This window comes from Nocardia sp. NPDC055321, assembly GCF_053645575.1.
In genome coordinates this window covers 73,313-94,084 of sequence record NZ_JBSHMS010000024.1, presented here as the reverse complement: position 1 = coordinate 94,084, position 20,772 = coordinate 73,313, and the positions used below count along the sequence as shown (strand labels likewise).

General features: G+C 69.6%; 12 protein-coding genes and 1 pseudogene. 6 read left to right on the top strand and 7 right to left on the bottom strand.

The annotated features are described in order from the left end of the window. Position 1 precedes the first annotated feature (1 nt). Positions 2-6,607: pseudogene (locus tag ACWIGI_RS31910) on the top strand (type I polyketide synthase); the annotation flags it as partial. A gap of 114 nt (positions 6,608-6,721) precedes the next feature. Here the strand turns inward: ACWIGI_RS31910 and ACWIGI_RS31905 are convergent. The 7 genes from ACWIGI_RS31905 to ACWIGI_RS31875 all read right to left on the bottom strand — a co-directional run bounded on the left by ACWIGI_RS31905 (position 6,722) and on the right by ACWIGI_RS31875 (position 13,971). Next, positions 6,722-7,147 (bottom strand): ester cyclase, encoded by a 426-nt coding sequence (locus ACWIGI_RS31905; protein WP_454206614.1) that lies wholly within the window; start codon positions 7,145-7,147, stop codon positions 6,722-6,724. 47 nt (positions 7,148-7,194) lie between these two features. Further along, complete coding sequence (locus ACWIGI_RS31900; RefSeq protein WP_454206612.1) at positions 7,195-7,962, bottom strand: SDR family NAD(P)-dependent oxidoreductase; 768 nt, start codon at positions 7,960-7,962, stop codon at positions 7,195-7,197. Then, positions 7,959-9,785 carry a dipeptide ABC transporter ATP-binding protein gene (locus tag ACWIGI_RS31895; protein ID WP_454206611.1) on the bottom strand — a complete coding sequence of 609 codons (1,827 nt, stop codon included), beginning with the start codon at positions 9,783-9,785 and terminating at the stop codon, positions 7,959-7,961. Before ACWIGI_RS31895 ends, ACWIGI_RS31900 begins: the two co-directional genes overlap by 4 nt. After that, positions 9,782-10,642: an ABC transporter permease gene (locus tag ACWIGI_RS31890; protein ID WP_454206609.1), complete on the bottom strand. Its 861-nt coding sequence runs from the start codon at positions 10,640-10,642 to the stop codon at positions 9,782-9,784. The genes ACWIGI_RS31895 and ACWIGI_RS31890 overlap by 4 nt, the downstream gene beginning before the upstream one ends. Further along, positions 10,639-11,628, bottom strand: a complete 990-nt coding sequence (locus ACWIGI_RS31885) for an ABC transporter permease (RefSeq protein ID WP_454206607.1) — start codon at positions 11,626-11,628, stop codon at positions 10,639-10,641. Before ACWIGI_RS31885 ends, ACWIGI_RS31890 begins: the two co-directional genes overlap by 4 nt. Next, the gene (locus ACWIGI_RS31880; protein ID WP_454206606.1) at positions 11,625-13,307 is read right to left on the bottom strand and encodes an ABC transporter substrate-binding protein; all 1,683 of its coding nucleotides are present in this window, start codon (positions 13,305-13,307) and stop codon (positions 11,625-11,627) included. The genes ACWIGI_RS31885 and ACWIGI_RS31880 overlap by 4 nt, the downstream gene beginning before the upstream one ends. 169 nt (positions 13,308-13,476) lie before the next feature. Further along, positions 13,477-13,971, bottom strand: a complete 495-nt coding sequence (locus ACWIGI_RS31875) for a cupin domain-containing protein (protein WP_454206605.1) — start codon at positions 13,969-13,971, stop codon at positions 13,477-13,479. Positions 13,972-14,116: 145 nt separating this feature from the next. On the opposite strand from ACWIGI_RS31875, the gene ACWIGI_RS31870 reads away from it, so the two are divergent. The 5 genes from ACWIGI_RS31870 to ACWIGI_RS31850 all read left to right on the top strand — a co-directional run bounded on the left by ACWIGI_RS31870 (position 14,117) and on the right by ACWIGI_RS31850 (position 20,772). Then, complete coding sequence (locus ACWIGI_RS31870; RefSeq protein WP_454206603.1) at positions 14,117-15,460, top strand: FAD-binding oxidoreductase; 1,344 nt, start codon at positions 14,117-14,119, stop codon at positions 15,458-15,460. 238 nt (positions 15,461-15,698) lie between these two features. Then, entirely contained in the window at positions 15,699-16,886 is a 1,188-nt protein-coding gene (locus ACWIGI_RS31865) for an LLM class flavin-dependent oxidoreductase (RefSeq protein ID WP_454206601.1), read from the top strand. Further along, positions 16,883-18,055 carry an acyl-CoA dehydrogenase family protein gene (locus ACWIGI_RS31860; protein WP_454206599.1) on the top strand — a complete coding sequence of 391 codons (1,173 nt, stop codon included), beginning with the start codon at positions 16,883-16,885 and terminating at the stop codon, positions 18,053-18,055. The genes ACWIGI_RS31865 and ACWIGI_RS31860 overlap by 4 nt, the downstream gene beginning before the upstream one ends. A gap of 72 nt (positions 18,056-18,127) precedes the next feature. Next, positions 18,128-19,819, top strand: coding sequence for an ABC transporter substrate-binding protein (locus ACWIGI_RS31855; RefSeq protein ID WP_454206597.1), 1,692 nt, complete (start codon positions 18,128-18,130; stop codon positions 19,817-19,819). After that, on the top strand, positions 19,816-20,772 hold the full coding sequence (locus tag ACWIGI_RS31850) for an ABC transporter permease (protein WP_454206595.1): 957 nt from the start codon (positions 19,816-19,818) through the stop codon (positions 20,770-20,772). The genes ACWIGI_RS31855 and ACWIGI_RS31850 overlap by 4 nt, the downstream gene beginning before the upstream one ends.

The window sequence follows — 20,772 nt, the reverse complement described above, 5'->3', positions numbered from 1 at the left end:
GATGGCCACCGAAGCCAAACTCCGTGAATACCTCAAGCGTTCCATCGCCAAGGAACAGCGCCTGCAACAGCGCCTCGACGAGATCGAGGCCCGCACCCGCGAACCGATCGCCATCGTGAGCACGGCCTGCCTGCTGCCCGGCGGGATCGCCTCGCCCGAACAGCTGTGGGAGCTGGTGGCGGGCGGCGGCGACGCGGTCGGCCCCTTCCCCGCCGATCGTGGCTGGGATCTGGATGCGCTCTACGATCCGGACCCGGACGTGCCCGGCACCTCCTATGCCCGGCACGGCGGATTCCTCACCGGTGCGGGCGAATTCGATCCCGAATTCTTCGGCATCTCGCACCGCGAGGCGCTCTCGATGGACCCGCAGCAGCGATTGCTGCTCCGGGTCACCTGGGAGGCGTTCGAACGCGCGGGCCTGGACCCGCACGCGTTCAAGGGCAGTCGCACCGGTGTGTACGCCGGACTCGCCGGGCACGACTACGGTTCGCGCCTGGACCCCGTCCCCGAGGAGCTCGAGGGTTACCTCGCGATCAACAATCTCGGCAGCGTGGTCTCGGGCCGGATCGCCTACACCTTCGGTTTCGCGGGCCCCGCGGTCACCGTCGACACGGCGTGCTCGTCGTCGCTGGTGGCGTTGCACCTCGCGGTGCGGGCGCTGCGGGCGGGGGAGGTCGATTTCGCCGTCGCGGGCGGCGCGTCGGTGATGTCCACTCCGATCGGGTTCACCGAGTTCTCCCGCCAGCGCGGACTGGCTACGGACGGGCGTTGCAAGGCGTTCTCCGACGACGCCGACGGCACCGGCTGGTCCGAAGGGGTGGGAATCGTACTGCTGGAGCGGCTTTCGGAGGCTCGCCGCAACGGCCATCAGGTGCTGGCGGTGGTCCGCGGCAGTGCGATCAACCAGGACGGCGCCTCCAACGGCCTGACCGCACCCAACGGGCCGGCCCAGCAGCGCGTGATCCGCGAGGCGCTCGCCGACGCCGGGCTCGGCGTGGGCGACGTCGACGCCGTCGAGGCGCACGGCACCGGCACCGTGCTCGGGGATCCCATCGAGGCCCAGGCCATCCTGGCGACCTATGGCTCACGCACCGGGGGTGAACCGCTGTTGCTCGGCTCCCTGAAGTCCAACATCGGGCACGCCCAGGCCGCCGCGGGCGTCGCGGGTGTGATCAAACTCGTCGAGGCCCTCCGCCACGGCCACCTGCCCGAAACCCTGCATCTGGGTACGCCGTCCACACTCGTGGATTGGGATGCTGGCCGCGTCGAACTTCTCTCGCGGGCACGCGACTGGCCCGAGACCGGCCGAGCCAGGCGCGCGGGAGTCTCCGCCTTCGGGGTCTCGGGCACCAACGCACACGTCATCGTCGAACAGGCCGTCGACGAGCCGCTCGAAGGCGCGACCGGATCACCGGCCGACGTGGATGGGACTGCCCCGGAACCACCTTCCGCCTCGTCCGCCGCCGGGCCGTCGCCGCTCGTGGGCTCGGGTGCCGATACGCACGCAGCCATCGCACCGATCGCGGATGAGCCGCCGGTGGGTTCGTACGGGTTGCCGGGGGCCGTGGACGGCAGCCCGGACCCGGATGCCGGGTCGCCAGGCGCGTGGCCGCTCCCGTTCGTGGTGTCGGGCAGGGGCGCGGACGGTTTGCGCGCGCAGGCAGCACGGCTCGCCGAATTCGTTTCGGGGACCACGGCCGAACCGGCCTCGATCGCTTCGGCGCTGGTAAGAGACCGGGTCGCGCACGACACCCGGGCGGTCGTCGTGGCGGCCGAGCGAGGGGAGCTGACCACCGCCCTGGAAGCGCTGGCGCGGGGGCACGCGACCTCCACGGCGGCGCTCACCACGGCCGCCACCGGGGCGGTCGGTGTTGTCTTCGCCGGGCAGGGTAGCCAGCGCGCCGGCGCGGGAGCCGCGCTGTACGAACGTTTTCCGGTGTTCGCGGCGGCCTTCGACGCGGCGGTCGACGCGCTGGACCGCTATCTCGGTGCGGCCGTGGAGTATCCGGTGCGTGATGTCGCCTTCGGCGCGGCGGGAACCGAAGGTCTCATCGATTCGACCCTCTACACCCAGCCGGTGATCTTCGCGTTCGAGACCGCCCTGTATCGGCTGGTGGTGTCCTGGGGTGTCGAGATTCGCACTGTCGCGGGGCATTCCATCGGCGGGATCGTGGCCGCGCACGCGGCGGGGGTGCTCTCGCTCGGGGATGCCGCGCGGCTCGTCGCGACCCGCGCGCGATTGATGGGGGCCTTGCCCGCGGGCGGGGCGATGATCGCGATCGAGGCCACCGAGGCCGAGGTGCGTGCGGTCATCGACGCGGTGGCCGCCCGGGCGAGCAGCGTCGCGCACGCCGGAGACGGCGCCGCTGTGGCGCTGGAGGACTCGCCGCGGGTGTCGATCGCCGCGGTGAACGGGCCCGACGCGGTGGTCGTGTCCGGGGTCGAGGACGCGGTGGTGGCGGTCGCCGCCGAACTCACCGGATCGGGGCGGCGGGTGAAGCGGCTGGCGGTCTCGCACGCGTTCCACTCACCGCTGATGGAACCCGTGCTCGACGAATTCGCCAGTGTGGTGGCCGAACTGGACTTCGCCGAACCCGACGGGGTCACGCTGATATCGGACAGCACCGGCGCGGTCGCCGGTCGCGACGAGCTGGCCGAGCCCGACTATTGGGTCCGGCATCTGCGCGGCACGGTGCGTTTCGCCGACGCGGTGCGCACGGCACGCGCGCAGGGCGTGGGAGTCTTCCTCGAGATCGGGGCCGATTCGGTACTCGCACCGCTGATCTCGGCAACCCTGACCGAGGACGATACCGAGGACGAGGTCGCGGTGGCGGCGCTGGTGCGCCGGGGCAGGCCAGAGGTGGCCACGGTACTGACCGCCGCCGGTGTCGTCCACTCGCACGGCCACCGGGTCGACTGGGCCGAGATCGTTCCCCCGGCCCCCCGTATCACCCTGCCCACCTATGCCTTTCAGCAGCAGACCTTCTGGGCTGAACCCGTCGCCGGGACTCGGACCGGCCGAGCGGCCGGAGCGGCGGCCCTGGACCATCCGCTGCTGTCGGCGGTGATCACGGCGGCCGAAGGCGACCGACTGTTGCTCACCGGGCAGTTGTCGTTGCGCACTCATCCGTGGCTGGCCGACCACGCGGTCCTGGGCACGGTGATCGTGCCGGGCACCGCCCTACTCGACCTGGTGGCCCGCGCGGGTGAGGAAGCCACGCTGCCCTCGATCGAGGAACTGATCGTGGAATCCCCGCTGGTACTCGGCCAGGCCGCCGTCGACCTCCAGGTCGCGGTGAGCGCGAACGGGGACGGTACCTCCGCCGTCACGATCCACTCCCGGCCGCTCGGCGGCGCCGCCGATGCCTGGACCAGGCACGCGACCGCAGTGATCGGTCCGGAAAACCCGGCGAGCACAGCGGATCTCGGCGTCTGGCCGCCACCGGGAGCCGCGTCCGTCGATGTGACGGACATCTATCCCACGCTGTTGGCGACGGGCCTCGCCTACGGTCCCGCCTTCCAGGGACTGCGCCGCGCCTGGGAGCGCGACGACGAGCTCTTCGTCGAAGTGGAACTGCCCGAAACGGCGGGCACCCGGCCCGAGGGCTTCGCCGTTCACCCGGCCCTGCTCGACGCGGCGGTCCATCTCCCCGCCCTGCGAGCGCTGGCCGATGTGCCGCCCGGGCAGAACCGCCTGCCCTTCGCCTGGACCGGGGTCAGGATATTCGCCGCCGGTGCCGCGGCACTGCGGGTCCGCATCGCATCGACCGGTCCCGACACGGTCGCCATCGATGCCGCCGACCCGTCCGGCGCGCCGGTCCTGAGTATCGACAGCCTGGTGGCACGCCGCGTATCCACCGCCCAATTGCGCTCGTCCCGTGCGGAATTGCGCGACACCCTGTTCGAGGTCGTCTGGTCCGACAACGCCGCCACCGCCGGCCCGGCGCACTGGCTGGTCCTCGACGGCGGCGCCGGTTCGCGGCCGGTGCTCGACGCCTTGCGCGCGAGCGGCCACCGCGCCGAAGCCGACGGCGAGGGTATCGACGGTGGTCTCGCCCGAAGCGGTTCTGTCGGAGGCGGTCTCGGCGATGGCCGGCTTTTCGCGGCCGGTCCCGGCGACATCCAGACCGGTGAGAACAGCCCCGCCGGCGGCAAGCCTGCAGGAGACGACGCCGCCGATGGTCCGGCAGTTGGACGCCACCCGATCACCGACGCGGCGACGGTGGGAAGCAATTCCGCCGCCGACGCCGCGATAGTCGCCGTTGCCGACGTCGATGCGTTGCTGCCGGTGCTACAGCGCTGGCTCGCCGATCCCGCGACCATCACGGTGCCGCTGGTCGTGCTCACCCGTGGCGCGGTCGCCCTCGGGGAAACCGAAGTGCCGGACTCGGCCGCCGCCGCGGTGTGGGGGCTGGTCAGGTCGGTGCAGGCCGAGCATCCGGATCGGTTGCTGCTCAGCGATATCGATGACGCGCCGGAGTCCTGGTTCGCGCTCGCCGCGGCCGTGCACGCGGCGGGCGACGGCGACACTCAGACCGCGGTGCGGGCCGGGCGGGTCTCGGTACCCCGGCTGCGGCGCTGGGATCCGCCCGCCGCCGAGGAGATCTCGAGCTGGGACACCACGGGCACCACGCTGATCACCGGTGGCCTCGGCGGACTCGGCGCGGAGGTGGCACGCCACCTGGTGCTCACACACGGGGTTCGGTCGCTGGTGCTGGGCGGTCGCCGGGGCGCGGCCACCGAGGGCGCTGCGGAACTGGCCGCGGAGCTCGAATCCGCCGGTGCCGCGGTCACTCTCGCGGCTCTCGATGTGACCGATGACGCCGCGCTGCGCGAGGTTCTGGCGGACATCCCGGGGGACCGGCCGCTGACCACCGTCATCCATGCCGCCGGCCTGGTCGACGATGGGCTGTTCGAAACCCTTACCCCCGAACGAATCGCCGCTGTCGCGGTGCCCAAGAGCGATGGCGCCCGCACCCTGGACGCACTCACTCGCGCACTCCCCACCGTGTCCCGATTTGTGCTCTTCTCCTCGGTGTCGGCCCAACTCGGCGGTCCGGGCCAAGCGGCCTACACCGCCGCGAACGCCGAACTCGATGCCATTGCCGCACAACGACGTGCACTCGGCCTACCCGCCGTGTCCATCTCCTGGGGCCTGTGGGAACGCGCCAGCGGCACGACGGCGGCGCTCTCGGCCACCGACCGTGCGCGCATAGCCAGAAACGGGCTGCGAGCCCTGCCGACGGCGACCGCGCTGGCACTGCTCGACGCGGCCGCGGCCGATCCCGCCGGGTCCTCGGCGGCCATCGCCGCGCAAGCGACCGCTGACGACCTCACCGCGGTGGCGGGCGGTCATGAGGAAGTAGTCGTGAACAACCCCGCCGTGGTCATCGCGGCCGGATTCGATGGGCGGGCACTGGCGCGGCGGACCGATGCGCTGCCGCCGGTGCTGCGGTCGCTGGTGCCGGTACGGCGGCGCACCGCGGCCGGAAACGCGGATTCCGGATCGGTGCTGCGCGCGATCGCGGCATTGGACGGGGTGGCCCGGGAGGGTGCCCTGCTCGACCTGGTGCGCGCCGAAGTCGGTGTGGCGCTGGCTCATCCGTCTCCCGATACCATCGCCGGTGACCGGGCGTTGATCGAACTGGGGCTGGATTCGCTCAGCGCCGTCGAGTTGCGCAACGGGTTGGGGCGGGTGACCGGGCTGCGCCTGCCCGCGACCCTCACCTTCGACTATCCGACGCCGCAGGCCATCGCCGAGTTCCTCGGCGGGCAGGTCGGGGATTCTCCGGAACCGGCCGCGGCGGTCGGCGCCGTGAGTGCGGGCCTGTCCGCGATCCACCGTCGAATGCACGACGCCGGAAAGCACTTCGAGGCCGCGCAGTTGCTCGTTGCCGCGTCGCACGCGCGCACCACGTTCGGCGTGGACGAGCGCGCACGGCACGCGCTGGCTCCGATCCGGCTCGCACAGGGGCCGGGAGAGACAGTGGTGGTGGCGTTCCCTGCGGTGAGCGCGATCTCCGGTCCGCACGAATACTCGCGCGTGGCACAGGAATTGCGCGGTGAACGCGATGTGTACGTCGTGCCCGCGCCGGGCTTCACCGCGGGTAGCGATGACCTGCCCGATTCGGTCGACACCCTGGTCCGGCTCGGTGTGGAGGCGCTCATCGAGGCGGTCGGTGATCGTCCGTTCGTGGTGCTGGGTCGTTCCATGGGCGGCTGTGTCGCGCACGCGGTCACCGCGGCCCTCGAGTCGGAGGGTCACGCGCCACGCGGGCTGCTGCTCGTGGACAGCTATCCGGTCGAGGCGGCGCTGGAACCCGGCATGGAATGGTGGACCGGGGCCATGATCGGCGGCATGCTCGCGCGCGTCGACCGTTTCGATATGGCGGTGCAGGACGAGCGGCTCACCGCCATGGGCACCTACAACCGGCTGTTCCTGGACTGGCGCGCCACCCCGGTGCGCACGCCGATCCACCTGTTGCGCTCGGATACTCCGCTGCCCGGCACCCGCACCGACGGGCCCCGGGACTGGCGGGCCTTCTGGCCCGTGCCGCACGGCACCGCCGATATTCCCGGCGACCACTTCACGGTGCTCGAGGAGGACGCGGTCACGACCGCGCAGGCCCTGCGCACGTGGATCGATACGCTGGAAAGCGCGTAGCGATCGAACGGCGAAGCCCGGCACGGAAATCCGTGCCGGGCTTCGGTGTTCTCGAACTCAGCGGGCGAGCTGGGCGATGATGCCGTACCGATCCGGCAGCACCCCGTATTCGACGATGCGGCCGTCCTGGAAGCGGATGGTGCTGATGCTGACCCCGGTGAACCGGCGGCCTGCGCCCCGGTCCGGCACACCGAAGATCTCACCGCGCTGAATGCCGTCGATCGTCCAGTACACGACCACCCGGTCGGCCTCGGCGATGAGATCGTCGACCGTGGCGGTGACGCCTTCGACGTTCTCACGCAGCCAGGTGATGTGCTCGACGAATCCGGACCGGCCCTTGATGTTCCCGGCCGGGACCGCGGTGTCGCGGCCGTCCTCGGCGATGATCTCGTCGAGCACCTCGAGCTTGCCCTGCGACACCACTTCATCGTAGAACCGCCGGGCTACGGCCTTGTTGGCCTCGATGGCAGAGATCGTGGTCATCCTGTGCTCCTTCGTACGGGTTGTCGAACTATCGGATCGAAAGGGGTTCAGAAGCCCTGACCGGGCAGCGGCAGAATGCCGAGGTTGGCATCAAGCCCGCCGTCCACGACGAGGGTGGTGCCGGTGATGTAGCCGGCCGCGGGCGAAGCCAGGAACCAGATGGCCTCGGCCTGCTCTACGGGTTCAGCGAAGCGGCCCAGAGGAATCCGCCGCTCGATGACGGCCAGCAGCGTGGGATCCTGATGCACATTGGCGGTGATGCCGGTGCGGGTCAGCCCCGGCGCGAGCGCATTGATCCGCACCCCCTGCGCGGCGTAGTCGATCGCGAAGGCGCGCACCAGGTTGATCAGCGCGCCCTTGGACGCGTTGTAGGCCCAGTTGCCCGGATCCCCGCGCAGGCCCGCCACCGAGGCGGTGAAGATCGCCGACCCGCCGCTCACGCGCAGCGCCGGAATCGCCGCGCGCAGACCGTGAATCGGCCCGCGCAGGTTGACCCCGAAGATGCGGTCGGCCGCGTCGACCGCCCCGGGCGTCTCGAGCGGGGGAGTACCACCGGTCCCGGCGTTGAGGACCAGGGTGTCGATGCGGCCGAACCGATCCAGGGCGACGCGCACCGCGGCCACGTTCACGGCTTCGGTGGAGACGTCACCGCTCAGGGTCACCGGATTCCCGGACAGTCCGGCCAGGCCACGCTCGTCCACGTCCACGGCGACCACCCGGTATCCGCGCTCGGCGAACAGTTCCGCGGTGGCGCGGCCGATACCGGACGCGGCGCCGGTGACGATCGCGACCCGCTGGTCATCGGTCGATGTCATGCGATTCCTTTCGAGAGTGAATGTTCGGGCGTCGAGAGTGCGAGTTCAGGTGCCGCGGCCGGGACCGGTGGTCGCGGGACGGCCGCGAGCAGTTGCCGGGTGTATGCGTGCTGCGGATTCGCGAAAACCGCTGCCGTATCCCCCATCTCGACAATGTGGCCGTCGTGGATGATCGCCACCCGCCGGCAGAGCCTGCGCACCACCGCCAGGTCATGGGAGATGAGCAGCAGCGCGGCTCCGCTGTCGCGCCGGACCCGGTCGAACAGGTCCAGAATCTGGGCCTGGATGGTGATGTCGAGTGCGGAGACCGGTTCATCGGCCACGATCAGATCCGGTGCGGCGGCCAGGGCTCGTGCGATGGCCACCCGCTGGCGCTGTCCGCCGGACAGCCGTGCGGGACGGGCATCGCGCAGCGCGGCCGAGAGCCCGACGTCGGCGAGTAGTTCGCCGACGCGTTCGGTGCGTTCGGCCCGTGACCAGGTCCGCGGCAGGGCCTCGCCGATGATCGTCGCGACCGAATGCCGGGGATCGAAGGCGCTCGCTGGATCCTGGTCGATGAGCTGGACCCGATGTCGGTGTGGCCGCCGGTCGCGCTCGCGCAGCCGCGACCAGGGTGCGCCGTCGAGCAGCACCTCACCGCTGTCGGGTGACAGATGTGCGAGGGCCAACCGGGCCAATGTGCTCTTGCCCGAACCGGATTCGCCGACCACGCCCAAGGCTTGCCCGGGGTGCAGCGTGAACGATGCCGGTTCCAGACCCACGGTCCGGCCGCCGGCGGGCAGTCGATAGTGCTTGCTCGCCGCCCGGAACTCCAGTAGCGGCACAGCGTCCACCGCCGCCGCCTTGTCGGGCGGGCCGGACACCACTTCGACCGGCGCCGTAGCCAGGCCCGGGCGCAGACAGCGCACCGTGCGCCCATCGGCCAGCGGGACGGGTTCGGGCAGGCCGGTACGGCAGTCGTCGCCGGCGAGGGGGCAGCGCGGCGCGAACGGGCATCCGGTCTCGGCCGGGTCGGCCCAACGCGGTGCCGTCGATGCCAGCATCGGCCCGTCCAGTCGTGGTGCGGCGGAAAGCAGTTCGGCGGTATACGGATGCGCGGGCGCACCCAGCACCACTTCGGCCGGTCCCTGCTCGACGACGACCCCGGCATACATGACCGCGACCGTGTCCGCAGACTCGGCGACCACCGCCAGATCGTGGCTGATCAGCACTATCGCCGTGCCGGCCGCCCGCAGTTCCGACAGCAGAGCCAGAATCTGTTGCTGTACCACGACATCCAGCGCGGTCGTGGGTTCGTCGGCGATCAGTAACTCCGGCCCGGCCGCCAGAGCCGACGCGATCAGCGCGCGCTGGCGCAGGCCCCCGGACAGCTCGTGCGGATACTGCCGCCAGCGTCGCTCGGGATCGCCGATACCCGCGCGCCGCAGCAGCCCGAACACGGCGTCGTCGAGGTCGTCGGCGGTGGCGAGCCGGTGGATCTCGAGCGGCTCGGCGACCTCGTAGCCGATCCGGCGTAGCGGATCCAGGGAGGTCAGCGCGTCCTGGAGCACGAAACCCACACGGCGGCCCCGGATTCGCCGCCAGCGCGCGCTGTTCGCGTCGCGCAGGTCGTCCGTGCCGAGGGTCAGTTCGCGGGCACGCACCCGCGCGTCGGCTCCGGCCAGCCCGACCAGGGCCCGCGCGGTCACGCTCTTACCGGACCCGGATTCGCCGACCAGCGCCACACATTGGCCCCGGTCGACCTCCAGATCGACCGACCGCACCGCGACGGTGCGGCCGAAGGCCACCGACAAATCTCGCACCGACAGCAGCCGTTCGCTCATCGAGTGACTCCGTCCACGCGTTCGCGCAGGGCGCGACCGGCCACACTGATCGACATCACGGTGACGGTGATCGCCAGCCCGGGGAACAGCGCCAGGGTCCACGCGGCGGACAGATAGTTCCGGGACTGCGCGAGCATCGCGCCCCACTCCGGCACCGCGGTGTCGGGCCCCAGCCCGAGGAAACTCAGCGACGAGCCGATGATGATCGCGGTTCCGATATTGATCACCACCAGCACACTCAGCGGCAGCAGGACATTGGGCACGATGTGGCGCCACGTCACCCGCCACGGCGCGATGCCCAGATCCAGTGCCGCACGCACATAGGCCAATCGGCGTACCTCATGGGTGCGGATCCGCACCAGCCGGGCGAAACCCGGTGTCAGCGCGATGGTGATGGCCAGCACCACGTTGCCGGTTCCCGGGCCCAGCACCGCCACCACCAGCAGCGCCATGAGAATGGTCGGAAAGGCCAGCAGCACGTCGGCGAGCCGCATCCCGACCTGATCGGCGACCGGGCCGCCCAGCGCCGAGCCCAGTCCCCAGAGCGTCCCCGCGACGGTCGCGAGCAGCGTCGACCCGAGGCCGACCAGCAGCGACGCGCGCGCGCCGTACACCACACGCGCGTACTCGTCGCGGCCCAACCAGTCGGTGCCGAAAAGATGTGTGCCGCTCGGTGATTGCAAGGCGATGCCGGGATCGATGGACTCCGGCGAGCCGGCCAGCAACTGCGGTGCGATGACCGCGACAGCGGCCAGCGCCAGCACCGTCGCGGCGACCAAGCGGCCGGGTCGTGGCAGGGAATGCCGGTCCCGCAAGCGAATCGGCTTCGCCCGCCCTGCCGGCGCGGCTGTGGTCATCGCGCCACCTCCCGAATGCGGGGATCCACCAGTCGGTACAGCTGGTCCAGCGCTATCGAGATCAGCGCGAACGCCGCCGCGGTGAGCACCACCGTGCCGGTCACCACCGGGTAGTCGCGGCCGCGGACCGCGCTCACCAGCAATTGGCCCAGGCCTCGGCGCGCGAAGACGGTTTCCACCACGACCACACCGCCGAGCAGGTTGCCCAGCATCCAGCCCGAGAGGGTCAGCACCGGGGCGGACGCGTGCCGCAGCGCGTGCCGGACCCGCACCCGGAACTCGCTCGCTCCGCGTGCCCGCACGGTGACCGCGAACGGCTGCTCCAGCGCGTGCTCCAGCCCGTCCCGGGTGACCTGTGACAGCACCCCGGCCACGGCCACCGCGAGGGTGAGCCACGGCAGTACCAGTCCGCGCAGGCCGGTCTCCCCGACCACCGGGAACACCTGCCAATGGAACGAGAACAGCGCCAGCAGGACGAAACCGACCCAGTAGGTGGGCATGGACAGCGCGGTGAACTCGACCGCGCGCGCCGCCGCCCGCGAACGGGGTCGCTGTGCGGTGAGGACCGCGACGGCGATCGATATCGCCAGGCCGAGAACCAGCCCGCCGACGGCGAGTTCGACCGTGGGCCACAGCTGTTCGGCGATGAGCGCGCGCACCGGTCGATGCTGCTGGTAGGAGGTGCCGAGATCGCCGTGCGCCAGGCGGCCGAGGAATCGGGCGTACTGCACATGGATCGGCGAGTCCAGTCCGTACTCGGCCCGGATCTGCGCCAGCACCTGCGGCGAGCTGGTCGCCGCCACGCCACCCGCGATGGCGCGCGCCGGGTCTCCTGGAATAGCTTGCAGTCCAGCGAAAGTCAGCGTGGCCGCGGCCCAGATCACGAGCACCGCGAGCACGAGGCGGCCGAGCAGCCACCGCAGCGGCTCGGGTAGCCGCCGCAGGAGCGGGGGCGGCCACCTCGGGGTCGCGGGCAACCGGTTCACGCCGCGAGCCAGGCGTCGTAGAACCGCGGATAGGTCTGCGCGTCGAAGGTCAGATCGCGCACCGACTTCGCGTATCCGGTCAGGCTGACCGGGGTGTAGACCGGAATGATGTACGCCTGCTTCAGCACCTCGTGCTGAACCGAGGAGTAGTTGCCGGCGGCCTGCTTCGGATCGGTGGTGGCCGCGGCGCCGGTCACCCAGGAGTCGAGCTGCGGTGAATTGACCAGCGCCACATTGCCACCCGCCTTGGCGTAGGTGTTGGCGGAGAAGAACGCGAAGCGCAGCACATCCGGGGTGGGCCGGGCGAAGCTGACATCCACCAGGTCGTAGCCGCCGCCGATCAGATACTTCTCGACATAGGTACCGGTGTCGACGGTGGGCCGCTGGATGTCGATACCCACCGCGCGGGCCTGGGCCCGGATTCCATCGGCGACCACATCGCGCTGTTCACGGGTGCCGTCGGGCCAGTAGGGCCACACCAGGGACAGCCGTGCGCCGTCCTTGACTCGGAAGCCCTCGGAATCGGTGGTGTTCCACCCGGCCTGATCGAGCAGTCGCTTGGCATTGTCGGGGTCGTAGCGGGTGAGGTCGTCGCGGGCGGAGGCATCGTATCCGGCGGTCACTTTGCTGATCGCGTTGTCCGCCACCGGAAAGTGCCCGAAGTAGATGCTCTTCACCAGCTCGGCCACATCCACAGCCGCCGTGAGCGCACGGCGCACCACCGGATCTGTGAGCGGTCCGCGCGACTGGTTGAAGTACACGTTGTAGTTCAGACCCGGCGTCTCGTCCGAATGCAGCGTGAAGTCCTCGCGCTTGCTCAGATCGTCCGCCGAGACCGGCGGCACACCCCCGATGGCCTGCACCTGACCGCTGGTCAGCGCGCCGTACCGGGTGGCGTCCTCGTTGATGAACTGGAACACCAGTTTGCCCAGGTGCGCCGGGCCGGAATGCGTGCTGCCCGGGGCAGGCCAGCGGTAGGCGTCGAATCGGGTCAGCGTCTCGGCCTTGCCCTGCTCCCAGCTCTCGAAGGCGAAGGGCCCGGTGCCCACCGGGCGGTAGGCCGGATCGGCGAGCGCCTTGGGACTCTGGATGCCCAGACTCGGGGTGGAGAGCGCCTGCAGGAACGGCGTGAAGGGCTGCTTCAGCACGACTTCCGCCGTGAGCGGATCGATGACCCGGGTCTCCTGATAGGCGCTGATCAACGACGCCGCGTACGCGGACTTGGTCTTCGGATCGACGATGTGGTCCAGGCTGGCCCGCACCGCGTCGGCGGTGAACGGCGTGCCGTCGTGGAACGTCACCCCCTCGCGCAGCGCGAACCGGTAGGTCCGCCCGTCGGGCGAGATCGTCCACGAATCCGCCAGCCATGCACCGAAGGAATCCGGACCGGTCTGGGCCACCAGCGAATCGAAGATATTGCGATTGACCAGGCTGGTGACCGCGGTCGCCGCGACCGCCGGATCGAGTGAGACCTGCGTGCCCGCCACCGCGTACACCAGTGTGCCGTCCTTGGTGATCTGCCCGGCGTCCTCGGCATCACTGCCGGACAATCCGGCCACCACGGCCGCCGTGACGGCCACTACGGCCGCGACTCCCACGGCGATCCAGGTGTTGCGCCGCCGGCGCGAACGGATTCGGGGGCGTGCGGCCGGACGATCGGCCTCTTCATGAGTAGACATTTCACCCGTTCGTAGAAGTGTGATTTCGGCCGGAACCGACACCCCGCCGACCGATGAAAACTCAACCCGCCGAACGTATTCGGGTCAATCATTTGCGATCACGTGAATTCAATTCCTGCGATCGAATTCGGTTATCGACAGTGATCGGAACTTTCGATCGGACCGCGGCTCACGGGTGCGGATGAATCGGGTCCACCCAGTGCACGGTTTCGGGCGCTTCGACCGGCTCGATATCGAGATTCACCACCACCGCTTCACTGTCGCTGCGGACCAGGACGCACTCCAGCGGTTCGTCGGTGCTGGCGTTGATCTCCTGATGCGGGACGTACGGCGGGACGAAGATGAAGTCGCCCGGTTCGGCCTCGGCGACGAACTCGAGCCGATTTCCCCAGCGCATGCGCGCGCGCCCGCGCACGACGTAGATGACGCTCTCCAGCGCACCGTGGTGATGCGCACCGGTTTTCGCGTCCGGGTGGATCGTGACGGTGCCCGCCCAGATGCGCTGGGCGCCCACGCGCGCGGCATTGATCGCCGCGGCGCGGTCCATGCCCGGCGTCTGCGCGGTGTTGGGATCGAGCTCCCCGGATTTGACGACCCGGACCCCGTGTTCACGCCACTCGGATGCTTCGGAGTCCGAATTGTGTTGCTGCCCCGGTGTTGTCATGTTCTGCCTTCGCTCTCGGACGGGATGGTGATCGGCGATGGTACGCCCGCCCGCGCACGATGCGCAGACGTTGGGATTGCCCTGATTCCAAGGCTTCACCGTGCCCGCGGGGTCGGGTTTGCTCGCCTTCGGAGAGGAGTACGTGATGACCCTCGATCTACCGTTGTTTTCCGGAACCGTGCTGAGCGGGCAGCAGATCCCCGACACCTATCGCGTCGACAGATCCGGCTACGAGCCGCCGGGATCACCGGAGTTGGTGGTGGTCGCCGCGGAGGTCGACGATGTGCGCCGCGCGGTGACCTTCGCGGCCGAGCGGGGGCTGTCGGTGGTGGTCCGGGGCGGCGGCAGCGGGTTGGCCGGAGGCGCGAGCGCGGGGGCGGGCACGCTGGTCCTCGACGTCAGCGGACTGCGCCGAATTCTCGAGATAGCGCCGGTCGATGAACTGGCGGTGGTGCAGGCCGGGGTGAGTGCGGCCACGCTCGACGCCGAGGCCGCGAAGCACGGTCTGCGATATGCGCCCGACCCGGCGAGCGTTGCCATCTCGACCATCGGGGGCAACATCGCCACGAACGCCGGCGGACTCCGGTGCGTCAAATACGGCGTCACCCGCGAGGCGGTGCTGGGGCTCGGTGTCGTGCTCGCCGACGGCACCCTCGTGCAGACCGGGCGTCGCACCGCGAAAGGTGTAGCGGGACTGGATCTCACGAGCCTGTTCACCGGTTCGGAAGGCACCTTGGGGGTCATCGTCGAGGCGGTGGTGCGGTTGCAGCCCGCTCCGATCGATACCGTCACCATCGCCGCGTACTTCGACGATGTCGACCAGGCGGCGGCCGCCGCGACCGAGGTGCTCGCCGCGCGAGTGCGGCCCGCCATGCTCGAGCTGCTCGACGCGGCGTCGCTGCGCGAGGCGCAGGACCTGCTCGGTGTGCGTGGGCAGGCGGCGGGTGCGTTCATCGTGGCGCAGACCGATGGTTTCGGTGCCCGCGCGGAAGCCGATCTGATAGTGGAGGTGTTGCGCCGGTACACCTTTCGAATCCGAGTGGGTAGTGATCCCGAGGCCGCCGGTGAACTTCTCACCGTCCGCCGCGCGGCCCTGCCCGCCCTGGAACGGTACGGACGCGCGCTCATCGAGGACATCGCCGTGCCGCGCTCGCGGATCGCCGAGGCGGTGCGCCGCATCACCGCGATCGCCGCCGAACACGACAGCCGGATCTATACCTTCGGTCACGCGGGAGACGGGAATCTGCACCCGATAATCGTGGTACCCGATCACGATTCCGCGGCTCGCGCCCGGGCCGAGTCGGCCGCGGCGGAAATCTTCGCCGCGGCCTTGGAATTGGGCGGCACCATCACCGGTGAGCACGGTGTCGGCGTGCTCAAACGACAGTGGCTCGAACGGGAGCAGGGGGCGGATTCGCTCCGGGTGCAGCACGCCATCCGGCGAGCGCTGGATCCGGCGGGAATCTTCAACCCGGGAAAAGCCTATTGATCACGCCTGCCGACCGGGTCGGTGGGTTTCACGACCGCCTGGCCGGAGATATCGGAATGATCGATCCGGTACTTCGGAAACCCTTTCGATCCACCGGATTCTAATGTGCACAACGTATTTCGACTATCGGTGATGATCGGCTATCCGAATCGAAATACCTGAAGAGAACTCTGGTTTCCGCGGATGCGGTCTCCCTAGCATGACGATTTATCGAGAATTGTTCGCCGAGAGGAATCCCATGACTGCCGATGCGGAATCGAACGCGGTACCGGGCACCGCCGCGACGGAGGTGGAGTTCATCAGCCTCACCCACGCCAACGCCTCGACCGAACTGGAGCCGATACCGACCCGGGGGATCGACCTGCCGTTCGTGCGGCGCTACGTGCGGGCGCTGGAAGACGGCGGATTCGACGCCACGCTACTGCCGTACGGCTCCGCCGGCGCGGACTCGTTCGTGCTCGCCTCCGCGGTAGGACAGCTCAGCGCGCGGCTCAAGCCCATCGTCGCGGTCCGGCCGAACACGGTGTTCCCCACGGTCGCCGCACAGCAATTGGCAACCCTGGATCAGCTGACCGAGGGCCGCGCGGTGGTGCATGTGATTTCCGGGGGCAACGACGCCGAACAGGCCCGCCAGGGCGACTACTCGACGAAAGACGAAAGATACGCGCGCACCGGTGAATTCATCGACGTCCTGCGGCGTTCGTGGACCGAGACGGCGGCCTTCTCCCACGCGGGGGAGCATTATCGATTCGACGATTTCGGGCCGGGTTTCCCGCCCTACGCCACCTCGATTCCGATCTCGATCGGCGGGCAGTCCGATGCCGCGTTCGACATCGGCGGCGCCAAGGCCGACATCTTCTCGTTCTGGGGAGAACCACTGGCGGACATCGCATCCCAGATCGCGCGGGTGCACGCCATCGCCGCCGCGGCCGGGCGCACCGACCGCCCGCGCATCTGGGTGACGTTCCGTCCGATCATCGACCGCACCGACGAGCTGGCATGGGCCAAGGCGTACGACTACGCCGACCGCATCGCGGATACCTTCGAACGCGGCGCGTACCGCAAGGTGAGCGGGTCCGAGCCACAGAACGTCGGCTCCCGGCGGGCACTGGAATTCGCTCGCCGCCAAGAGATCTACGATCGCGCGCTGTGGACCAGGACCGCCGCGGTCACCAATGCCGCGGGTGCCTCCACGGCCCTGGTCGGCAGCCCGGAGACGGTGGCAGCCGCCATCCTGGACTACATCGACCTCGGCGCGAACCTGGTCTCCATCCGCGGGTACGACACCCTCAACGATGTCATCGACTACGGGCGCTACATCCTGCCGCTGGTCCGGCAGGAACTCGAACATCGCAAGCGAACCGGTACGCGCGGCACCCTGCAGGCCGACAATCCGGGCGCGCTGGTCACGGCGAGTCACTCGTGACCGCCACCACCGGTCCCGTGCTGACCGTCCCCGATACCTCACCGGCCGCGCTGGCCGCGTTGACGGCGGAAATCGCTTCCACGGCAGCGAAATACGATCGCAGTGGCGATATTCCCGAGGCCGGCTTGCGCGCCGTGCAACGCGGCGGGTATCTCACCGCGACGGTCTCCGCGCGTTACGGCGGACCTCAGCTCGAGCACAGCGAGGTGGCTCGACTGCTGATCGCGATCGGCGAGGGCGACCCGTCGGTGGCCCTGATCGTCGCGAACACACTGGCGGTTCACCTCGCGCAGACTGCGGCCGGGAGCTGGCCGGAAGATCTCTATCGTGAAGTGGTCGATCGCGCGGCCGGAGAGCCGGTGCTGATCAACGCGATCCGAGCCGAACCCGAATTGGGTGCGCCCGCGCGCGGCGGCCTGCCCGCCACCCTCGCTCGCCGCACGGGTGACGGCTGGGTTCTCAATGGGCACAAGACTTTCGCCACCGGCGGTAGCGCGCTCTCCTACCACCTGGTGTGGGTGGTGACCGACGAAACCCCGGTCCGGGTGGGGCATCTGATCGTCCCCGCCGACGCCGACGGCATCACCTGGCGCCGCACCTGGGATCACCTGGGCCTGCGCGCCTCCAATACGCATGACGTCAGCTACGCCGATGTCGCAGTGCCCTACCGGAACTTCTCGGAGATCCCGTTCCAGAACGGCGTCTACCGGGACCCCGCGGCTGCCGCGGGGCCGGCCTCTTTCGGACATGCTGCGCTGTACATCGGGGTGGCGCGCGCGGCCCGCGCGGCCTTCGCCGACTACGCCCGCAACCGCGTGCCGACCGCACTCGGCAAGCCGATCGCCGATACCGAACGCATTCAATCGGTGGCCGGTGAGATCGAAGCCCAGATAGTGCAGGCCGAAACCCTGCTGTTCGGCGCCCTGCACCGCCTCGCGGCCGGGGAAAGCGACGTGGCGCAGCGCCTATCGGTGGTCAAGGTGCTCATCGCGCGATCGGTGATCGCCGCGGTGGAGACCGCGGTCGGCGCTCTCGGCAATGCCGCGCTGACCCGCCACAACCCGCTCGAACGGCATCTGCGCGACGCGCTCTGCGTGCGCGTGCATCCCCCGCAGGAGGACGCCGCCGTACTCGGCGCCGGGCGTTCGGTGCTGCGGCCGGACGCGTAGTACGCCACCACGGCACCACCTGTACACACCCGGGCCGCGCGCCCACAACCTACTTCGAGGAACAGCCCAGCCATGACTATCACCACGCGGCTCGCGCGCAGTCCGCGCAAGGTCGGAAAGCTCGGTGCCGCGGCGTTCGCCGCGACACTGGCCCTGCTCGTGAGCGCCTGCGGCGGCAGCGCCGACACCACCGGTGGGCCCTCGGGAGAAGGACAGGAACCGGTGCGAGGCGGCACCCTGAACCTGGCGTTCTTTCCGGACAATGTGGCCTTCGCCTGCATCGACCCCTTCCAGACCTACTGGATCGAACACCGTTCGCTGATCCGCAATTTCGCCGATTCGCTCACCGATCAGAACCCGGATACCGGGGAGATCGTGCCGTGGCTGGCGACCGCGTGGCAGATCAGCCCCGACGGGCTCGACTACACCTTCACCCTGCGCGACGGGGTGACCTTCGCCGATGGCACACCGCTGGACGCCGCCGCGGTGAAGACCAATTTCGACGGATTCATCGATCTCGCCCGCACCTCGAGCGGCACCGCGTTCGGCGCGAGCTACATCGGCGGACTCGAGTCGGCGCAGGTGATCGACCCCAAGACGGTCAAATTCCACTTCGGCAAGCCGAATTCGTCCTTCCTGCAGGCGACCGCGACCACCAACCTGGCGCTGCTGTCGCCGGCCTCGTTCCAGAAGACACCGCAGCAGCGCTGCCTCGGCGATGTCGTGGGATCCGGACAGTTCACCCTGGACAACTACACCCCCAACCAGGGGGTCACCCTGAGTCGCCGCACCGGCTACCGGTGGCCGTCGCCGTTGAACAAGAACCCGGGCGAGGCCTATCTGGACAAGGTGAAGGTCAGCTATGTCGCCGAAGACGGGGTTCGGACCGGCAACCTGGTCAGTGGACAGATCGACATCGCTTGGCCGCGTAATCCGTTCACCGTCGAGGACCGGACCCTGATCGGCCGATCCGGCGCGTATCTGCGGTCGCGCCCGCTCCCGGGCGTCTCCTACACGCTGTACCCGAACGTGTCCGAAGGCCGCCCGCTGGCCGACGACCAGATCCGGCGGGCGCTCTACCACGCCATCGATCTGAAGACCTTCGCCGCGACCACCTTCGGAGCGGATTATCCGGTCGTCGGCGGGCCGTTCGACAACACCACCCCGTACTACGCCAACCAGAGCGCCAAGCTCACCTATGACCCGGCGCAGGCCGGTCGCCTGCTGGACGCGGCGGGGTGGAAGGTCGCGCCCGGTGATCAATTCCGCTCCAAGGACGGCAAGCGGCTCACCCTGGTCCAGCCGCTGAGCGCGGCCAGCGTCGGCGCGGAGTTGCTCCAGGATCAGCTGCGCCAGTCGGGAATCGAACTCCAGCTGAAGTCCGTGACCGCCGCCGAGCGGCCCGCGGTCATCGCCAACGGCCAGTACGACCTCGTCGAGGGATACTTCACCCGGGCGGATCCCGGTGCGCTGCAGTTCATCCTCGTCGAAGCCCTGGCCAACTCCAAGGCGCTGGCGCGCAATGCCCAGAAGCCGGCCGCGGCGGCACAGATCTCGGATCTGTTCACCCGTGCGGTGCAGTCGACCGATTCGGCGGCGCGCGAGCGGATCTACCACGAACTTCAGGGCGTGCTGATCGACAACGGCATCACCTTCCCGGTGTCCGAACGCGTGCAGTACGCCGGAATTCGCAATCAGGTCAACGGTTTCCGCTTCACCGCCGAGAGCTTCATCGACCTGCACGACGTCTGGATCCAGCCGTGATCGGCTATGTCGCCGGACGGGTGGCACAGGCGGCCGGCGTGCTCTGGGCGGCGTTCACGCTCGCCTTCGCCGTGCTCTACCTGCTTCCCAGTGATCCGGTATCGATCCAGCTCAGCGCCGCCGGAATCGAAACCGATTCCCTCACACCGGCACAGCTCGCGGCCGCGAAGGCGAAGTACGGGCTGGACCGCCCGATCCTGGACCAGTATTTCTCCGCGCTGACCGGTGCGCTGCACGGCGACTTCGGCACCTCGATCGCCAAACAGACGCCGGTGAGTGAGCTGCTGGCCGAAAGGCTCGGTGGCACCCTCACACTCAGCCTGATCGCCGGTGTACTCGCGATCGTGCTGGGTGCGGGGATCGCCTACCTGGCCGCGTTCGTGCGGATCGCACCGCTGCGTGTGCTGCTGGATCGGGCTCCGGCGCTGGGTGTCGCGGTCCCGTCGTTCCTGGTGGGGCTCGGGCTCATCCAGTACTTCTCGTTCGAGCTGGGCTGGCTGCCGTCCTCGGGCTCGGGCGGCTGGAAATACCTGGTGCTGCCGGTGATCACCATGGCGCTGCCGGGCGCGTCCCAGCTCGCACAGGTGCTCGGGCGCAGCTTCGCCGACACCCTGCGCGAGCCGTACATCGTGACCGCTCGCGCCAAGGGCCTCTCGCGCGGGGCCGTGCAGTTTCGGCACGCCCTGCGCAACGCGGCACTGCCCGCGCTCACCATCATCGGAGTCCTGGTGGGCCTCACCGTGACCAGCGCGATCGTGGTGGAAACCGTCTTCAATCGCAACGGTATCGGCCGGCTCGCCCAGGAATCGGTGCTCGCCAAGGATGTTCCGGTGGTGCAGGCGATCGTGGTGATCGCGGCCGCCGGGTTCGTCGTGATCAACCTGATCGTCGACCTGCTCTATCCGCTACTGGATCCGCGCATCGCCCACCTCGCGCCCGCCGAGGTGCGCTGA

Excerpts from the sequence above, each read along its gene's own strand:
- ACWIGI_RS31895 (WP_454206611.1), bottom strand. The coding sequence starts at position 9,785 with ATGAGCGAACGGCTGCTGTCGGTGCGAGATTTGTCGGTGGCCTTCGGC.
- ACWIGI_RS31890 (WP_454206609.1), bottom strand. The coding sequence starts at position 10,642 with ATGACCACAGCCGCGCCGGCAGGGCGGGCGAAGCCGATTCGCTTGCGG.
- ACWIGI_RS31875 (WP_454206605.1), bottom strand. The coding sequence starts at position 13,971 with ATGACAACACCGGGGCAGCAACACAATTCGGACTCCGAAGCATCCGAG.
- ACWIGI_RS31905 (WP_454206614.1), bottom strand. The coding sequence starts at position 7,147 with ATGACCACGATCTCTGCCATCGAGGCCAACAAGGCCGTAGCCCGGCGG.
- ACWIGI_RS31870 (WP_454206603.1), top strand. The coding sequence starts at position 14,117 with ATGACCCTCGATCTACCGTTGTTTTCCGGAACCGTGCTGAGCGGGCAG.
- ACWIGI_RS31865 (WP_454206601.1), top strand. The coding sequence starts at position 15,699 with ATGACTGCCGATGCGGAATCGAACGCGGTACCGGGCACCGCCGCGACG.
- ACWIGI_RS31880 (WP_454206606.1), bottom strand. The coding sequence starts at position 13,307 with ATGTCTACTCATGAAGAGGCCGATCGTCCGGCCGCACGCCCCCGAATC.
- ACWIGI_RS31855 (WP_454206597.1), top strand. The coding sequence starts at position 18,128 with ATGACTATCACCACGCGGCTCGCGCGCAGTCCGCGCAAGGTCGGAAAG.
- ACWIGI_RS31900 (WP_454206612.1), bottom strand. The coding sequence starts at position 7,962 with ATGACATCGACCGATGACCAGCGGGTCGCGATCGTCACCGGCGCCGCG.